Below are 18269 nucleotides of genomic sequence, written 5' to 3'. Positions count from 1 at the left end.
TGTTGGTTATTGGTTGTTAGTTATTAGTTATTAGCGATTAGTGATTAGTCATCAGTTATTTGCTAGCAATTCCCAATTCCCAATTCCCCATGCCCCATGCCCCATGCCCCATTCCCCATTCCCAATGACTAATTCCCAATCCCCAATCCCCAATCCCCAATTCCCAATTCCCAATTCCCAATTCCCAATTCCCAATCCCCAATCCCCAATCCCCAATTCCCAATCCCCCATTCCCAATCCCCAATTCCCAATTCCCAATCCCCCATTCCCATTTGTGAATAATTTGCTATAATAGTAACAGCAGCAAATTAATCCTGCCAATCCCGCACCAAAGATTATAGGAGTTAAGTCAAATGGCAAACAAACTCCAAGTAAAAACACAGTCGATCGGCTACAGTGACTTTTACTGGAACCGGTTTAGTCCGAGAGTCGCGACTATCAGCAGCATCCGCAACGCCAACCACTGGGACGGCGGATATATTACCTACATTGCATTTGCCACAAAAGTTGAAGCTACAGCAGCAATGAAATATTTGCTGCTGCATCAAAAAGCTGCCGATGTCGATATGCGAAAAGCCAAGAGAATGAAAGCAAAAGGCATTCGGTGGGAGCTAAAAATTCGGGGATTAGCTTTTAATCAAGTGTTGAAATGTGCAACTATGGATATAACTGGAAAGCTAGTTATATCGCCGGAAACAATCGGTATAACCACAGGCTGATAGCTGCCATACATATGATAGTCCTCTCCTAAAAAGCCTGCTTTTTGCAGGCTTTCCAGTCAGCCCCCCCAAGTATTCTTTGACACCAATAGGTAATGCCCAGTCGCTAGAAATATTGCGTACAGTCTATATTGCATAACGTCTAATATCGCGATCGATTGCCATCACAAAAACCGTTTGTAGTGCGGACTTTAGTGCGATTGAAAGCTTGGTTGCAGACTTAATTCCGCGCTACGAACATTACTTATTTGTAGTAGCGAGTTCGCGACAGCACTATAATGCAAAACACCAGATGTTCCCGTTAAATCACCCTTAGCAGCCTTGGCTTTTGATTGTCCAATTTATCTTTTTTCCCGCTCAATACTTCGGACAGTTTTTTAACGGCCCTGTAAGCTTTACGGAGGAAGCCCTGCCATTTTTTACGCATTTTCTGAAACTTAGCGCTGAACTTTAACATTGAAAAAATAGTCCAGTATATAGCCTTTCTCAAAAATATGAGGTATCATGTTACTGACACTCACTCGTGAGGATCAAACAGAGAAAATCAGATCAAATCAACTAGAATTACATGGTTACGCACAAGCCACACGAAAGCGATACCACACATGATAGCATTTATTTGAAAGCACGAAAAAGTTGACTCATAACACGTTTACTTATACTCCTCTTCATACATTGGTAAAAATGAAAGCTTATTCGATTGATTTTAGGCAAAAAATCCTTGATACTTATCATACTGAACCGATTTCACAAAAAGCAATAGCTAAGCGTTTTTCGCTCTGCCCTCAGCTTTGTACAAAAATTGCTTAAACAATATCGTGAAACAAAAAATATTACTCCCCGAACTGACCGATGTGGAGTCAAAGGCAAACTGAATGCAGAGCAACTACTCATATTGGGGGAATTGATTGAAGCAAACAATGATGCAACTCTTGAAGAACTGCGTTATTTACTTTATGGGGAAATTTGATTTTCTGTTAGTATATCGACAATAGCAAGAATGATAAAACTCTTAGATATTACTGTCAAAAAAAACTCTCTTCCCTGAGTGGCAAAGGCACCGACCGAGTTCAACTCCTGCGATGTGAGTTCTGGCAAAAAATTAAAAAGTAAGGCTTGAAAGACTTAATATTCATTGACGAATCAGGAGTTAATTTGGCAATGGTTAGGTTGTATGCTAGAGTTTTGAAAGCTCAAAGAGCCCCGGGCCCAAGACCAACGAAACGTGGCAAAAATGGATTAATAATTGGAGCCATGTCAGTCAATGAAATTTTGACATCGGTTAATCTAATAGGCGGGACTAATGCAATTACATTTGAAGCTTTTATTATCAGAAAACTTGTGCCAAAACTATGGAAAGGGGCTTGTGTAGTCATGGATAATTGTTCGATTCACTTGGGAGAAGAAGTGGAAAAAGCTATCGAAAAACAAGGGGCAAAATTAATATACTTATCGACCTATTTACCAGATTTTTCACCAATAGAAAATCTCTGACCAAAACTTAAAAATATTCTCCGTTCTATCAAGACTACTAATTATCAAGAATTAGCCAAAGCCATAGATTTGGCGTTCAGTCAAGTTACATCATCAAATATTTTTAACTGGTTTACACAGTGCTGTTATTGTACCTCATCTTTGTGAGAAAGGCTATAGCATTTTTTGCAATCACCTTTGTAAGCATATCAAAAGTAGGACAACAATACTTATATTAAGCAAGTCTACTTAGCAACAACAGACAAACTGCGAAGCCGATTAATTGCCGCCGCTAATTCAAAGCGTCGAAACATCGCAAAATCCCCTTCAGGAAAAGAAGATAAAATATCCATCCCGCGCCCATCAATATCTGCCATCACCAAATCTATGATTTCCGACAAAGTGCGTTTCCCGTCCATGTATTGCTGCTTAGCATAAACCATAGCCACAGCGATCGCCCTTAACTGTCCGCTGTCCACAATTTGCTCGATCGCACCCAAATCAACATCCTCAGTTCCAAAAGTCAATTCATCAACATTCCGCACCTTCACTCGCACATCTCGCCGTCCCCGACTAGGGTCTAAACTAGCAGGAATCGGGACTCTTTGAGTAATCTCACCAAAACTTTCCCCCCCTTCAGCAGCGCGACTAATAGAGTATTTCTTAGCAATTTCTTTAGCTTTTTCCGTCACGTTATATGCTTGAAAATTATCCATTGAAATCACAGTATCCGCCACATCAAAATAATCGCCGCTTCCCCCCATGACTAAAATAGTCGATACACCACAATCTGCATACAACTGTTTAACTTTATCGATAAACGGCGTAATCGGTTCCTTATCCTTAGCGATGAGTTCTTGCATTCTGCGATCGCGAATCATAAAATTAGTCGCCGCCGTATCCTCATCCACCAATAAAACAGGTACTAAATCCCCTTCTGAAATAGCGACTAATTGCGTCTCTAAAACAAAAGATTGAGCTTCTTCCTTCTTCCCTCTTCCCTCTTCCTTCTTCCCTCTTCCTTCTTCCTTCTTCCCTCTCCCAACTTCCAAAGCCTCAATAATATTAGCAGCTTGCGACGTACTGCCGCTCGCATTTTCAGTATAAAATTGTGCCGTATCTCTACCTTGCGGCAACCCAGCAATAAAAGGAGAAATATCCACTCCGGCAACACTTCTGCCATCTTCCGCCCTAATTTTAACCGCCGCCGGATTTGCCACAACAAATTCCCTACCATCTCCCGGAATTTGGTTATAAACTCCCAACTCAATCGCCCTGAGTAAAGTTGACTTACCGTGATAGCCACCCCCAACAATCAAAGTAATACCAGCCGGAATACCCATACCGGAAATCTCACCGCGATTCGGACAATTAAACTCAACTTTTAACGAAGGCGGCGACACAAAAGCCACAGCATCATTTAACAAAGGGCGATTGTCAACACCGCTGCGGCGGGGCAAAATAGAACCATCAGCAACAAACGCAACTAATTGTTTTTCAGCTAACTGCTGCCGCAGCCAGTCAGCATCTTCTACGGTTTCAACGTGACGGCGACATTCCGCAGCATTTAAGCTAGCATCTTTCAGAGATTGGCTGACAAGTCGCGGGATATCTTCGCACAGCATTTCAGCAGCTTGTTGCCCTAAAATACTGCGTCCGCCTGCAGGAAGTCCCACAACAAATCGCAGTTCAACTCCTCCTAAATCTACGATATCTGATGCTGTTGAGGAAATAATAAATGCGGCAGTTCGTTCTAAAACTTCTTGTCCGAAGCGAGTCACTGCAATCAAACCGCTTTTGCCAGTGCCGCGCTTGCTACTATTGCTGTATGTGGCTTTGTCAAACTGGCGAGTTAGGTAATCTCGTAGGGCTATTTCTCGACTGCGGGATTTAAAAAGTTCGCGGGGAATTCGAGCAATTTCTGGCGGAACTATGACTCTAAATTTACTGGGAGAAGCAAAGGGATCTCCCTGTACGTAATCAATAATCAATGTAAATTCATCAAAGTTATAGCTGCCTTGAATTTCTTTGTAAGCTTTGTAGCCTCGATTGTCTAGTTGCAGTAAATGCCGTTGCAGATTTTCTTTGTTACTCATTTGTTAATTGTTATTTGTTAATTGTTAATTGTTAATTGTTATTTGTCAATTGTTATTTGTTAATTGTTAATTGTTATTTGTTACTTGTTATTTTAGCTGGTTCCTAGGCTCTGCCTAGGAACCGATTTCCAGAGGCTCTGCCTCGCTTGCTTGGCGTGGGAAAATTTGAGGCAGAGCCTCGGGATATGCGTTACCAGGCAGAGCCTGGTAACGAGTAGAATTACCAATTACCAATTATTGAATTTCTAATAATTGAGCTGTAGCATTAACCACAATTTGAGCAGAACCGGCGAAAAAAGGTCGATCGATAGTTGCGAGTGTATCAGTAGGCTGGTGGTAGTGGGGCGATCGCAAATTTGCAGTATCCGTCACCAACACAGCACCAATTCCTTTATACCAGAAAGGAGCGTGGTCACTTCGCAAAACATCAGGAGTCAGCAACCCTTTCAGAGGAACCGGCAGCGCCACCACTGGCGGCAAATCAGCGTTTCCCGACTCCGCAAAAGTTTTCAACAGCAGCGGATGTTCCGCATCCCCAACTACAGCAATAAACTCGCCTTTGTCGGGAGATGTTACCCCCGATGCTTCTAGAAAAGGTTGCGCCGTCAACCCTTCGGGATATTGCTGACACCCAGACGTGCGACAGGCATAACCAACCATATCTAAAACTACCGCTGCCTGCAAATTTTTTAACCGCGCCGCGCTACCGGTGAATGCTAAACTGCCTAAAAGTCCGAGTTCTTCCCTGTCAAAAAACGCTACTTGTAATGTCCGAGGAGTGGGACGAGAACCAAGCAATCTTGCTACTTCTAAAACTACTGCAACTCCCGTCGCATTGTCGTCAGCCCCTGGGGATTTCGGTACAGTATCGTAATGTGCCGCAACTAAAATTTTACCTGAATTTGAGTCAGTACCTTTTCTCTCAGCAAAGACGTTAATTCCGCGATCGAACTGCTGCAACTCGGGCGACAATCCTGATGTTTGCAATTGTTTGGAAATGTAGTCTCTACTAAAAGAACGAGATTCTTCTCCCTCGCGTTCTCCTACTAGATTTTCGACGTGTTTCCATAACCGAGATTGGTCAATTTGGGGCGCGAGTACATCATTTTTTTCAACAGTCAGCGGCGAGGGAGACGGGTTTGGGAAAGTGTCGGTAGTGCGATCTACCGACACTTCCGGTACTGCCGATAACCGCTGCCACGAACCAGAACCCCAACCCACAGCCGCCAGCGCAACCAAAATAAATAGCGCTATCCAAATCAATTGTTTCATCAGTAAGTTTATTTAAAAGTTTAGACTGTTTTATTTGATATTTTACATTAATATCATGTCTGGTAGATTGACAACGATAATATTGTTTCGCACGCGCGAACTGTATAGCAATCCGGCATTCCTGAATTAACTTCCAGGCTCTACCCCGGCACCCAAAAAGGTCGGCAGAGCTTCTGGATCTGCGTTACTTTCGCTCGAACTGGTAACGAGTAACGAGCAAACGATTAGGGAGGCAGAGCCTCCGAACCTGCATTACCAGGCTCTGCCTGGTAATGATTAAAAACTGAGATGTTCCCAACCATTTAAATATCGACATCGGAAGTTTCACACTTATTGAGCAATTCGACAATGGCGATATTCAACGATACTAATTTACGTTAAAAGATTACCATATTTAACTATTTTTTATCCAATTCAATCTCCTTATTGCCCAATATCAAACTATTACTGCCCGGCCAAGCGTAAGGAATAGTTTTTGCCGAAAATTCTACAATTTCAGTTGGCTGTTGAAACCACTCGGAATAACTGGGATTTAGTTGGTCGTACAGTGCTTTTAAAGCTTGAATTTCTGCTTCTAGTTGCGCTGCTGCTTGATTGATTCTGCGAGCTTGTGCTTGCAAGCGCTTTTCTCCGGTGTGAACGTTGTTTTCTACTTCTTGCCAGTGCTGTCCGGCTAGCAATTTGTCTAGTTCGCCTTGTGTGTAATCGAGTACCGCCTGTTTTTGTTGCAGTTGCTTTTCAATAATTTGAGTTTCTCGGTCAATCTCCTGAATTTGCTGCAACCATTGCTCCCCAAAGACAGCATTTTGCTGATGGAACTCGGCAATGGCTTCAGGAGTATTATTTTTGGGAAAGCTGACTGTCACTCGGCACTCTGAGCGCTGGGAAGAAAGTTTGTCCCGCGACTCTTGCAGGGTGGCAATTTCTGCTTGCAGCCGGCGGACTTCTGTTTGGAGTTCTGGGATTGTCTGACTCATTGGTTCAATTAGTGGATTTCTGCATCGATTTTAAGCTAATTGTTGATTTCTGGACGCACAGGAAGTCCGATCGCCTGGTTTGCGATCGGGGCTGGGGGCTGCAACTAAAATATTTTCGTGAAAAAATTGCTGGTTGAGCTTCGACTGCGCTCAGTTACCGCGCCGCCGAAATCCGGTTTCTAGGCATCCGTGCGTCAGTCCTATTGTTTATTTTTATAACAAATCTCTGTCGCTTCCTCACCACAATTATCTAATTTTAGCGCGCTCCAGTCAGTGTCTAGGCATAATGGCGGATAATTTGTAGCACAATGGCCGATGACAGGTTTTTAATTATGATTCAAATTATAATTAGTTATGCAAATAAATTACTGCTTGCGTAAATTTATTTGGCACAATTAAAATAAATTAAGGTCGGATATATTTTTTGGTCACATCTACAGTTACGTTCAATTTGTTCACATTTTTTACTGCGGTCAAGCATTTTTTTAAAGTTAGCAATTGGAACCCATGAAAATTACTGGTAAATTAATGTTAGGATACTTAACTGCTGCTGTGTTTGGTGTGGAATGTTGCATTAATGCAAAAATATTGCCGCTAAGTGTAGGGGATGGAGGTGGAAATCGTACTGTAGAAGCAAGTTTGGTAGCGCCTGACAAAATTAGCTATTTGCGATCGGCATCTGGTGCTAATTCTGTAAGGGCTGACTTATTTGGGGCTCAATCATCCCCAATAGCAGCGATCGCTCAACCAAGCGACAATTTTATACAGTCTCAGGAAAATCCTCAAAAAGAGCCTATTTTAAGTTTTAAAATTATTGATTATTATCTGGCTTTTATTTTGGGATCAATTTTTTTATTAATCAGGATGAATGGGGTAGGTATGTTATCTCAGGCGATCGGGTTAATTAAATCGAAGCCTGAAACAGACAAGGACAAGCTAACAGCAGCATATCAATTGTTGCATCCACCAAAAGAACAGGATATCCGAGATACTATTGCTAAAATGACCCAAGATTTGCAGCAAACTGCCGAATACGCCTTCGATATTTGCGAGGAAATGAGCGTCTCGATAATTGCGACTACCCCTGGCGGTCGTATCCTATCGTTAAATCAAGCTACTTGTCAACTTTTAGGATACTCAAAAAAAGAGTTGTTAGGCGCACCAATAGCCGGACTTTTTCATAAAAATGAAGCGCTGCCAACGCGGTCAGAATTAGAAAATTTAACAGCGGAAGATTCTGTTCGCAATGTCGAAAAAGTCTATATTTCCAAACATGGAAAAAAAATAATTGTGCTGCTTTCTATTTCAATTATTCGGAATGGCAAAGGTAAGGTCAGCGGCAAGTTATATGTAGCACAAGATATTACCTATCGCAAGCAGGCTGAAAGAGATTTGCGGCGCAGTGAAAAAAAGTTTCGGCAACTGATAGAAACTGTTAATGCTGCTGCATTGATCTATCAGCGCCGACAGTTGCGTTATGTCAATTCTCAGACAGAAGCTTTCACTGGATATAGCCGCGAAGAATTGCTAGCATTGGATTTATATGACTTGATCGATCCAGACTTTCATGAAATAGTTAAAAAATGGGGTAAATCCCGCCATCCGCGAGAAACGGCAGGCTCAAAATATGAAGTAAAATTTATCACAAAAACCGGAGAATCACGCTGGATAGAAGCAACTGTAAATATTATTAAATTTGAGAGAAAACCGTCAATATTAGTCACAGTCTTTGATATCAGCGATCGCAAATTAGCAGAGTTAGAATTAGAAACATCTCTTTCGTTGCTTCAAGCAACCATTGAATCTACTGCTGACGGTATTCTGGCGGTTGACGGCGAGGGAAAAGTTGTCAGCTTTAACCGCAAGTTTGCCAAAATGTGGCAGGTGCCAGATGTTCTACTAAATTCGAGAGATCACAACCAAATTTTGGAGTTTGGAATCAACCAGTTAAAATACCCGGAAATCTTTGTCAACCGCGCTAAAGAATGGTCAGATCGTCCGGCGGCTGAAACTTACGATATTATTGAGTTTAAAGATGGCAGAATCTTCGAGCGTTACTCGTTACCCCAGCACACCGGAGGCAAAATTACTGGTCGAGTATTCAGCTTTCGAGATGTCACGGAACGCTTGCAATCTGAAGAAAAACTCCGCAAAAGTGAAGAACGCTTTCACCTGCTGACTAGGGCTACAAATGATGCAGTATGGGATTTTAATTTGTCAAAAAATGAGTATTGGTTGAGCGAAGAGTTTGAAAAAGTATTTGGATACAAACTCAACGACACTCAGACGATAGACTTTGACTTGTGGTGGCAAAACATTCATCCCGAGGAACGGGAAAGAGTGATGTCAAGCTTCAACGAAACAATGAAATCTGATGCTGAATTTTGGTCGGAGGAATATAGCTTTCATCGTGCAGATGGGGGATATGTTTTTGTGTTAGATCGCGGGTACATCATCCGCAATGAAAGTGGCAAAGCAGTAAGGGCGATCGGTACGATGATGGACATTACTCAGCGCAAGCAAGCTGAAGAAATTATTCGCTATCAAGCGGTTTACGATCAACTCACGGGTTTACCGAACCGGATACTTTTTAACGAGCGACTGACGGCAGCATTAAGACAAGCTAAAAAAAATAAAAAAATGCTGGCTGTGATGTTTTTAGATTTAGATAGATTCAAAAAAATTAATGATACACTAGGTCACGCTGCGGGCGATCGCCTTTTAGAAAGTTTTGCCGGACGGATCAGCGACACTTTGCGATCGACTGATACGGTAGCCCGGTGGGGAGGTGATGAATTTACCGTACTGCTTCCCGATCTCAATTGCTTAGAAGATGCAGTTAAAACAGCTCAAAGAATTATTGATTATTTAAAGCCCCCTTTTAAACTAGAAGAACAGCCGTTTCACGTCAGCAGCAGCATCGGTATTGCCGTTTATCCCAACGATGGCGAAGATGCCGAAACTTTAGTCAAAAATGCCGATGCCGCCTTGTACCGCGCTAAAGACATGGGAAGAAATAACTATCAGTTATATACTTCAACAATCAATCCGCAAGGCAGCCAATTGCTGACTCTGGAAAACAGGCTGCACGAAGCATTAGCACAGGGAGAATTTGAGGTTTTCTACCAGCCAAAAGTCAATATCACTACTTGGAAAATTCAGGGTATGGAAGCATTGCTGCGCTGGCACCATCCCGAATTAGGTTTAGTTTCGCCCGCTACATTTATTCCGATGGCGGAAGACAACGGATTAATTGTAGCTATTGGGGAATGGGTGCTGCAAACTGCCTGCACTCAGAATAAAGCTTGGCAGGATGCTTTGCAACCTGATTTGCGGGTAGCAGTCAACTTTTCGGCCAGGCAGTTTCAGCAATTTAATTTAGTGGAAATGGTGACGAACTGCTTGAAAACAACTGGTTTAGAACCGAAGTATTTAGAGTTAGAAATTACTGAAAGTACAGCGATGCAAGATGTGGATTATACGACAAAAGTTCTGAGGGAGTTGCAGAATATGGGAGTGCAGATTGTGCTGGACGATTTTGGGACGGGTTATTGTTCTCTAAGTTATCTCACAAAGTTTCCGTTGAATATCTTAAAAATCGACAAATCTTTTATCAACGGGCTGACGACAGATCCGTCCGAACGGGCGATCGCGAATGCTGTAGCGACGCTGGGGCGAGATTTGAATTTGAGCGTGGTAGCAGAGGGAGTAGAAACTAAAGAGCAGTTGGATTGTTTGCGATCGCTCCACTGTCAAGAAATTCAGGGTCACTATTTTAGCAAGGCGCTCTCGGCCGGCGATGCTAGTAAACTTTTGGTAAATTCTCTGTTGCGGAAAGTCAAAATTGCATAATTTGTCAGTTGTCAGTTGTCAGTTGTCAGTTGTCAGTTGTCGTATAGTGTCTGGTCAATTTACCTATCTAAAATTGTTTGCTAGTGCGGACTTCAGTCCGCACGCGCGATCCTCTTTTGTGACGATCGTCCTCGATCGCAAATCAGATCATTGGTCAATAGCGGTTGAGACGGTAGAAAAAGACGGCGGGTCTTCTTCAACCCACGGAGGTGGGTTTTGTTGGTATCGACGCGGTTGCAACTGCGCCCGGAAGAGTGCGATCGATCGCCCGCGCCACTTAAAAACTTAAAATAGTGTGCAGAATCACGGACTTGCGGCTAAAGACAGAGGAAAATATCGCTACTCCAACATAAGAGCCTGGTCTATGCAGCCAATTCGCACATTTAACGTTTCGCCCTCGTTACCGACAATTCTCGAACCCCTACGCAAACTTGCCTACAACTTGCACTGGGATTGGAACGTTGACACCAAAGACTTATTCCGCCGCCTCGATCGAGACCTGTGGGACTCCAGCAACCAAAACCCGGTGCTGATGCTGGGAACCATATCTCAAGAACGACTGCAAGAAATGGCAGAAGACGACGGCTTCATTGCCCAAATGAAACGAGCCGCCCAGCAGTTAGATGACTATCTCAACAACCGCGCCTGGTACCGCAAACAGCGCGGCACAGAACTGCAAGAATGCTACGCTTACTTTTCGATGGAATTCGGCTTAGTAAAAGCCCTACCAATCTATTCCGGCGGTTTGGGCGTGCTCGCAGGCGACCACCTCAAATCAGCTAGCGATTTGGGCTTGCCCTTAGCCGGCGTGGGCTTGCTCTACCAAGAAGGCTATTTTTCGCAGTATCTCAACGCCGACGGCTGGCAGCAAGAACGCTATCCGCTGAACGATTTCTACAATATGCCGCTCCACCTAGAACGCAATCCCGACGGTTCGGAATTGCGGATTGAGGTAGACTATCCAGGCCGCAAGGTGTACGCGCGGATTTGGCGAGTACAAGTGGGAACTGTTCCTTTGTACTTGATGGATACAAATATTGAACCTAACAGCCGCTACGACCAAGATATTTCCGACCAACTGTACGGCGGAGACAAAACTCTGCGGATGCACCAAGAAATCATGCTGGGCATCGGTGGCGTGAAAATGCTCAAGGCCTTGGGCTTGACAGTCACGGCTTATCACATGAACGAAGGCCACGCGGCTTTCATGGCTTTGGAACGGATTCGGATGCTGATGGAGGAATATCACCTGAGTTTCGTGGAAGCTGAACAGGTGGTAGTTTCGAGCAGTATGTTTACGACTCACACGCCGGTTCCTGCTGGGTTTGACTTGTTCGAGCCGGATATGGTGATGCACTATCTGGGTCAGTATGCCAAGATGTTTGGCTTGTCGCAAGATGAGTTTCTGGCGTTGGGCCGGGAGAATGTTGGCGATTTGTCCGCACCTCTGAATATGGCAATTTTGGCAATTAAGATGTCGAGTTTTGTCAACGGGGTGGCGGCTTTGCACGGTGTGGTGTCGCGCCCGATGTTCCAAGGGTTATGGCCGGGTTTACCTCAAGAAGAAGTGCCGATTACTTCGATTACGAATGGGGTACACGCTCGCAGTTGTGTGGCGAAGTCTACTCAGGAATTGTACGATCGATACCTTGGCCCAGAGTGGGAAATGACTCGCAAGGACGATCGCCTGTGGGACAGAATTTCGTCGATTCCTGACGAGGAATTGTGGCGGAATCACGAACGCTGTCGATCGGAGTTGGTGGTATTCGCGCGGGAGTGGCTGCAAAAGACCTTGCGCGAGCGCGGTGCGGCTCAAACCGAAATCGAATACGCGCGCGAGGCTCTCAATCCGAAGGTGCTGACGATCGGGTTTGCGCGCCGTTTTGCTACTTACAAGCGGGCGACGCTGTTTTTGCGCGATGTCGATCGAATTATGCGGATCATGCGGGATCAAAACCGCCCCGTACAGTTTGTGATTGCTGGGAAGGCTCACCCGATGGATATTCCGGGTAAGGAATTGATTCGGGATATCGTTCACTTCATCCGCGAACACGAAACTATCAATTCGATGGTGTTTCTGCCGAATTACGACATTAACGTCGCTCGGATGATGGTATCTGGCTGCGATGTGTGGCTGAATACGCCCCGCCGCCCCCGCGAGGCTTCGGGTACTTCCGGGATGAAAGCTGCGATGAACGGTTTGCCGAATCTGAGCATTCTTGACGGTTGGTGGGATGAGGCGGATTATGTTCGCACCGGTTGGCCGATCGGACATGGGGAGTTTTACGAAGATACTGAGTATCAGGATGAGGTTGAGGCCAATGCTTTGTACGACTTGATGGAAAAGGAAGTTGTACCGCTGTTTTACAACCGAGATGCTGATGGAATTCCTCGCGGTTGGACGGAGAAAATGAAGGATTCAATTCGCTTGAACTGTCCTTTCTTCAATACTGCTCGGATGGTGAAGGATTACGCGCGGCGGGCTTATTTCCCCGTGAGCGATCGCTTCCACACCATGACTTCGGATAATTGTGCTCCGGCGAAGGAATTGTCTCACTGGAAGAAGCACATTTTGGCGAAGTGGTACGACATTAAGATTGAGTCTGTTGATATTTCCCAGGATAAGGAAGTTAAGGTCAATCAGTCGATCGCGGTTAAATCTCGCATCAACCTGATGGGATTAACGCCTGCGGACGTACAAGTCGAACTTTATCAAGGTTCGGTTGATGCTAACGGCGATATTGTCGGCGGCGTGCCGGTGGTAATGGAGTATTTGGGTGAAGATTCTCACAATGCTAGCCTTTATACGGCCGACATTACTTATACTTCTAGCGGTTTACAAGGTTTGTCCTTGCGCGTTTTGCCGAAGCACGACAATCTCAGCAGCCCCTATGAAGCTGGTGTGATTCTCTGGGCACATTAAGAAGGAAGTCAGTAGTCAGTAGTCAGTAGTCAGTAGTCAGTGGTCAGTAGTCAGTAGTCAATAGTCAGTAGTTGGGAGTCAGTGGTCAGTAGTCAGTAGTCAGTAGTTGGGAGTCGGGAGTCGGGAGAATAAAGGAAGATTTTCCTAATTCTCCCCCTCTCCCAATCTCCCCCTCTCCCCATTTCCCAATCTCCCCCTCTCCCAATCTCCCCCTCTCCCAATCTCCCCCTCTCCCAATCTCCCCCTCTCCCCCTCTCCGACTCCCCCTCTCCTTATCTCCCTTGGGGAATAACAATGTATCCGTTTGTACGATCGCCCAATACGAGATTCCGCTCGATTCCCCAGTACCACCAGTGCGCGCCGATATAAGCGCACAGCAAGGCATCTAGCTGGTCTTCTAAGGCTTTGAGGGTAGCTGTGGTGGTGGGGATTTCGGGGAGTTTTGAACCGCTGATGAACGCTGATGAACGCTGATTTTTATTGGCGAGATTGGCGAGATTTAGGGATGGTTTGAGAGTCGGTAAAATATCTAAAATATACTGGTAGAGCTTCATCAATTCTAGTTGACGTTCTGCCAGTTTTCCTTTTTTATATTTGATTATTCGCTCTAATTGAAATAGATTGATTGTGGCTGGATGGGGATAAACTTCTATTTGATAGCGCCCTAATTCTTGAGCGGTGATTGTTGGGGCGTGGACAAATCCTCTGGCTTCTAAACTGAGGCCGAATTCTACTGTTTTTTGGGCGAAGGGGCGGGAAAGGTTGGCGGGATAGCAGCCTGCGTGGTAGCGCCCGAAATGTTTGTGCGTGAGTTTGTCGGCGAGGCGCATTCCTGATGGATTGCTGATGATTGTGGGCGCGTCTACGGCGATGAGGGCTGGTTCGGTTGGGGAGATTTGGGTATCGATCCAGGTGAGGATGTCGTTGGTTGCTAAGAGGCGATCGCACTCGATTAATTGTAATTGATTGTTTTCCCAATTTAAGCAGCACAAACCGCTGGGCCCTGAACTCCAACCTAAATCGATGCCGATAAATTTCATGATATTTTAAACTGAGTTTGGGACGCGGGCTGAGACTAGAAACCCGGTTTTCTCGAATATGGATCGTTCCTCTGGACAAACTATCGTAGAAACCAGGTTTTCGATCCATCTGTCAGCCGCGATTATACATAAAAATGTAGCTGCAGATTAGGATGCAGCCGTGTCATATCAAATCCCGTAGCATCGGAATGATTCAGATATATATTCTCGGACTCTGTGTACTCTGTGTACTAATAAGGTTAAATCATTCCGATGCAAGCGAAAACCATATTACACTCTCGCCCACAAAGCCAATCCGCCGCCCCTTCCCCTCGCGGCAATTATCCCATCTTCTATTAAAAAATATGTAAAAAAAGCCTGATTCCCCACACTCAAACTAAAAAATTCCGCCTCCCGCGATTCACCAGCGCGAATAAATCCTTGATACACAGTTTTACCCAACAATTTCACGGTAATTCTGGTAAAATCAAAAGCTAAAATATTCTTATTTACCAAAAACTTAGTCGGCCCGGAAAGAGTTAGTTCGATCGCCCCAACTCGCACCGAATTCTCTACTTTGCCCGTTTCTCCAAGCGTTTCCCCATCCGCAACAGGTTCTAGGGAGTAAGCTATTTGGATTTTTGCCACCCACTCAGGAATGTAACGTCCCGCACCTAACACAATTCCTGCTTTTTGTCGAGTCTTTTTTGTGCCGGTGATAAAGCACAGGCGCCAATTGCCGGTTAATTGCTCGAAAGAATAGCGAATTTTATTTTTTTTGGCGTTTTTCTCCGCTTCTAGGAGGGCGGCGACTACGGCGGCGGGAGATGGTTTGGAATTGGATTTAGCGGCTTGTTCTAGAATTGATATGTTTTCCATTTAATAATATACAAATCAGTATTTTGAAGGTAATATCAATTCCGGTTACACCCGAATGATGTTAACAGTTAACTGTTAACAATTAACAGTGAATTTACTATTCCGATGCTAACCGATTTGATATAATATCTGAGTCTAGCCGATCCTCGCATCTTCCGAATCGTTGCAGGCATTTTGAATGGTTGTTGTGCTGGGCCGATCGCGCAAAAGGCATTATACCCTAGACTGTTGACAGTTTGTCTGTTGGCTGTTGTACTAATTATCTCGCCGCGCTAAACTACTGCAAAGTGCGGGGAATATTTAAATTATGCCGTTAGTTGATTTAGCTAATACTAAAGTTCGGGTTCTTGGATGCAGTGCGGTGATGGCTGTGGGGCAGCTTATTTCAAATGCGATCGCCAATCCGGCAACTCTCACAGCGGGTTTAACGGGTAGTACGATCGCCCTTGGGGGAGTTTCTATCTTAGCTGCGATCGCTGGTGGTATTGCGGGGAATATCGCGGCGAATGACTTGGGAAATCGGATGGCGGAAAAATTGGCGAAAAATCCGCAGATTCTGGACAATCACGATTTGATTAAGGCGGCGGGTGAGGCGATCGGCTATATTCTCAAGGGTGTGGCGAAGTCGGATGAGTTAATTGCGATCGCCGAAACCGAACAATTGACCTATCCAGAACAGGCTTTAAATAAATTAGCCGACAAAACTCCTGAATATTGGCAGAAAATTAACATACAAGGGGCTGATTTGTCAAGGGGTTTGCAGATTTCCGAAGAGCAACTGACTCTGATTTTTTCGGCGGATGCTGCGGAGTTCGATCGGGTTACGGGATTGACACCGGCAGATTGGGCAAGTTTCCTGCAGGAATTTGCCCGCAGCGAGGAGAAATCCTTTGATGCGGCAATTGTGGATTTTGTGGCGCAAAGACTCTACGAAACATTCCCCAAGGCGTACCGCGAAGTGCTCAAACAAGATGCGGCGCAGGGAGGAGAAAAGTTTGCGGCGATGCTGTTGAATTTGCACCAAATTGCTTTGGCGGATCTCAAGGATTTGGGGCTGCAAAATCGGGAAATTCTCGACAAGTTGGAGAGTGTGGCGACTCGCGAACATATTTGTCAGGTGATGGCGAAATTGGATGCGATGGAAATTGGTATCCGCGATGATTTGGCGCAGATTCGGAACTTGCTGGAAAGATATATCGATCCTACTGCACCCGGTTTGCCGATTCCTGTTAAGTCAGAGACGATTATTCGGGACAGAATTAAAGACTTTACCGGTCGGAAATTTGTGTTTGAAGCAATTAACGATTTTCTGAATAAAAATCGGCAAGGCTATTTTGTTTTGGAGGCGGAACCTGGTGTCGGAAAAAGCGCGATTATGGCTGCTTGTGTGGTGATGTTGAAGCGACGCTGCGTTACTCATTTCAACTCGCAACCGGACGGGATTATCAGCGCTGAAACTTTTTTGGAAAATGCTTGCACTCAGTTGATTGAAGGTTTTGGTCTTAAAGATAAGTATCCGCGACTGCCGGAAAATGCCCTAAAAAATAACAACTTTCTAGGCGATTTGCTGAAGGAAGTTAGCGATAAGTCGAGCAGGGAAAAAAAAATAATTTTTGTTGTCGATGCGCTGGATGAAGTTGATTGGAAGGCTCAAACTAGCGGTAGCAATGTTTCGTATTTGCCTAATGATTTGCCGGATAACGTTTATTTTATTGTTTCCAAGCGACCGGAATTTCTGCCAATGCCGACAGCTAACCGGACAGTTTTTGATTTAATGAAATACAGTGCAGAAAGTCTCGAAGATGTCAAGACTTATCTGGCAAAACGCACGGAGAGAAGCGAGTTAATTCAGGATTGGATTAACCGTAGAAATTTGCAGCGGGAACAGTTTGTGACGGCGGTAGCCCAAAAAAGCGAAAAGAAATTTATGTACCTCCGCCACGTACTTGATGAGATTGAAAGCGGCACGTACAATGATGTGAATTTAAACGATTTGCCAGCGGGTTTGCTGCAATATTATCAAAAACACTGGGTACAGATGATTGGTCACGAAGACGATCCTCTGCTGGAATTGAAGGTTAATATTATCTACGTGCTGTCGAAAGCTCACGAGGCTGTTGCTCGCCGCTGGATTGCCAAATCGGTTCGCGAGACAGAGTTTAAAGTACAGCAGGTACTAAAGAAATGGGATTCTTTTTTACGACAGGAACAGGTAAACGGGGAAATTCGCTACAATATTTATCACAACTCCTTTCGCGAGTTTCTGGAAAAAGATGAAACTGTGCAATCTGCTGGGGTGAATGTGGAAGAACTTAACCGCCAAAGTATTAATAACAGGTTGGAAGGATCGCCGATATGAGCAAGTTAGGTGTGTGGTTGGCGCAGCAGAGTCAAGGCGATCGGGAATATTTATTGAAATATCAACCCAGGGATTTCGTTCAGGGGTTGAAGGATTTTAATCGTTATTGTGCTTGGTTGACGGATTTCGGTTTTATTGAGATGAAACTGGAGGTGTTGGGAGTACAAGCGCTAATAGATGATTATGATTTGGCAAGAGTTTCTGATGTTTTGTTGTCGGAGGGGCAAACGGAAACTTTGCGGTTGATTCAGGGGGCAATTCGTAAGTCGGCGCACGTTTTGGATAAGGATAAAACGGAACTGGTAGAGCATTTATGGGGGAGGTTGTTTGATTTTGAAACACCTGAAATTCAGGGGATGCTGGCACAAGCAAAGCAGTCGAAAGATCGTCCTTGGTTGCGACCTTTGAAGGCTAATTTAGAACGGCCTGGAGAAGGCGCACTGCGGACGCTTGTCGGTCATAGTAACAGGGTAAATGCAGTGGCGATCGCACCCAACGGAAAAACAGCGATTTCGGCTTCCGATGATAATACCCTGAAAATCTGGGACACCGAGACAGGCCGGGAACTCAAAACTCTCACGGGTCATAGTTCCGTAAATGCAGTGGCGATCGCACCCGATGGCAAAACAGCGATTTCGGCTTCCGATGATAATACCCTGAAAATCTGGGACACCGAGACAGGCCGGGAACTCAAAACTCT

Annotated in this window: 14 protein-coding genes and 1 pseudogene; 8 read left to right on the top strand and 7 right to left on the bottom strand. The window is 44.8% G+C overall.

What is annotated here, in order from left to right; translation table 11 throughout:
- Nucleotides 1-51 precede the first annotated feature (51 nt).
- On the bottom strand, nucleotides 52-360 hold the full coding sequence (locus tag QUB13_RS14310; RefSeq protein WP_333381850.1) for a hypothetical protein: 309 nt from the start codon (nucleotides 358-360) through the stop codon (nucleotides 52-54).
- Between QUB13_RS14310 and QUB13_RS14305 the strand changes: the two genes are divergently transcribed.
- Both QUB13_RS14305 and QUB13_RS14300 read left to right on the top strand, forming a co-directional pair.
- A complete protein-coding gene (locus QUB13_RS14305) occupies nucleotides 354-719 on the top strand; it encodes a hypothetical protein (RefSeq protein WP_194012543.1) in 366 nt (121 codons plus the stop codon). The genes QUB13_RS14310 and QUB13_RS14305 overlap by 7 nt on opposite strands.
- Before the next feature lie 684 nt (nucleotides 720-1403).
- Nucleotides 1404-2360, top strand: a pseudogene (locus QUB13_RS14300) (IS630 family transposase).
- 77 nt (nucleotides 2361-2437) lie between these two features.
- On the opposite strand, the gene QUB13_RS14295 reads toward QUB13_RS14300, so the two are convergent.
- From QUB13_RS14295 to QUB13_RS14285, 3 genes are all read right to left on the bottom strand, one after another.
- Nucleotides 2438-4288 (bottom strand): ABC-ATPase domain-containing protein, encoded by a 1851-nt coding sequence (locus QUB13_RS14295; protein WP_333381848.1) that lies wholly within the window; start codon nucleotides 4286-4288, stop codon nucleotides 2438-2440.
- Between the two features lie 234 nt (nucleotides 4289-4522).
- Nucleotides 4523-5560, bottom strand: a complete 1038-nt coding sequence (locus QUB13_RS14290) for a M28 family peptidase (protein WP_333381846.1) — start codon at nucleotides 5558-5560, stop codon at nucleotides 4523-4525.
- Nucleotides 5561-5958: 398 nt separating this feature from the next.
- Entirely contained in the window at nucleotides 5959-6537 is a 579-nt protein-coding gene (locus QUB13_RS14285; protein WP_333381844.1) for a hypothetical protein, read from the bottom strand.
- On the opposite strand from QUB13_RS14285, the gene QUB13_RS14280 reads away from it, so the two are divergent.
- The 4 genes from QUB13_RS14280 (at nucleotide 6525) to glgP (ending at nucleotide 13312) form a co-directional block, all read left to right on the top strand.
- Nucleotides 6525-6674: a hypothetical protein gene (locus QUB13_RS14280; RefSeq protein WP_333381842.1), complete on the top strand. Its 150-nt coding sequence runs from the start codon at nucleotides 6525-6527 to the stop codon at nucleotides 6672-6674. The genes QUB13_RS14285 and QUB13_RS14280 overlap by 13 nt on opposite strands.
- A 370-nt stretch (nucleotides 6675-7044) precedes the next feature.
- The gene (locus tag QUB13_RS14275) at nucleotides 7045-10389 is read left to right on the top strand and encodes an EAL domain-containing protein (protein ID WP_333381840.1); all 3345 of its coding nucleotides are present in this window, start codon (nucleotides 7045-7047) and stop codon (nucleotides 10387-10389) included.
- Between the two features lie 46 nt (nucleotides 10390-10435).
- The gene (locus QUB13_RS14270) at nucleotides 10436-10678 is read left to right on the top strand and encodes a hypothetical protein (protein ID WP_333381839.1); all 243 of its coding nucleotides are present in this window, start codon (nucleotides 10436-10438) and stop codon (nucleotides 10676-10678) included.
- Between the two features lie 75 nt (nucleotides 10679-10753).
- Complete coding sequence (gene glgP, locus QUB13_RS14265; protein WP_333381837.1) at nucleotides 10754-13312, top strand: alpha-glucan family phosphorylase; 2559 nt, start codon at nucleotides 10754-10756, stop codon at nucleotides 13310-13312.
- Between the two features lie 85 nt (nucleotides 13313-13397).
- Here glgP and QUB13_RS14260 read toward each other — a convergent pair whose 3' ends face one another.
- From QUB13_RS14260 to QUB13_RS14250, 3 genes are all read right to left on the bottom strand, one after another.
- A complete protein-coding gene (locus QUB13_RS14260; RefSeq protein WP_333381835.1) occupies nucleotides 13398-13607 on the bottom strand; it encodes a hypothetical protein in 210 nt (69 codons plus the stop codon).
- A complete protein-coding gene (locus tag QUB13_RS14255) occupies nucleotides 13585-14352 on the bottom strand; it encodes a DUF429 domain-containing protein (protein WP_333381833.1) in 768 nt (255 codons plus the stop codon). The genes QUB13_RS14260 and QUB13_RS14255 overlap by 23 nt, the downstream gene beginning before the upstream one ends.
- A gap of 270 nt (nucleotides 14353-14622) precedes the next feature.
- Complete coding sequence (locus QUB13_RS14250; RefSeq protein ID WP_333381831.1) at nucleotides 14623-15210, bottom strand: hypothetical protein; 588 nt, start codon at nucleotides 15208-15210, stop codon at nucleotides 14623-14625.
- Between the two features lie 307 nt (nucleotides 15211-15517).
- Here QUB13_RS14250 and QUB13_RS14245 point away from each other — a divergent pair, with 307 nt between their 5' ends.
- Together QUB13_RS14245 and QUB13_RS14240 are read left to right on the top strand one after the other, a co-directional pair.
- Nucleotides 15518-17569: an ATP-binding protein gene (locus tag QUB13_RS14245; RefSeq protein WP_333381829.1), complete on the top strand. Its 2052-nt coding sequence runs from the start codon at nucleotides 15518-15520 to the stop codon at nucleotides 17567-17569.
- On the top strand, nucleotides 17566-18269 hold a 704-nt coding region (locus tag QUB13_RS14240), incomplete at its 3' end, for a WD40 repeat domain-containing protein (protein ID WP_442922169.1). The genes QUB13_RS14245 and QUB13_RS14240, both read left to right, overlap by 4 nt.

The sequence above is a fragment of the Microcoleus sp. B4-D4 genome (assembly GCF_036705185.1).
GTDB lineage: Bacteria > Cyanobacteriota > Cyanobacteriia > Cyanobacteriales > Microcoleaceae > Microcoleus.
The sequence above is the reverse complement of the archived record's forward strand: the minus strand, read 5'-3'. Positions and strand labels throughout refer to the sequence as shown.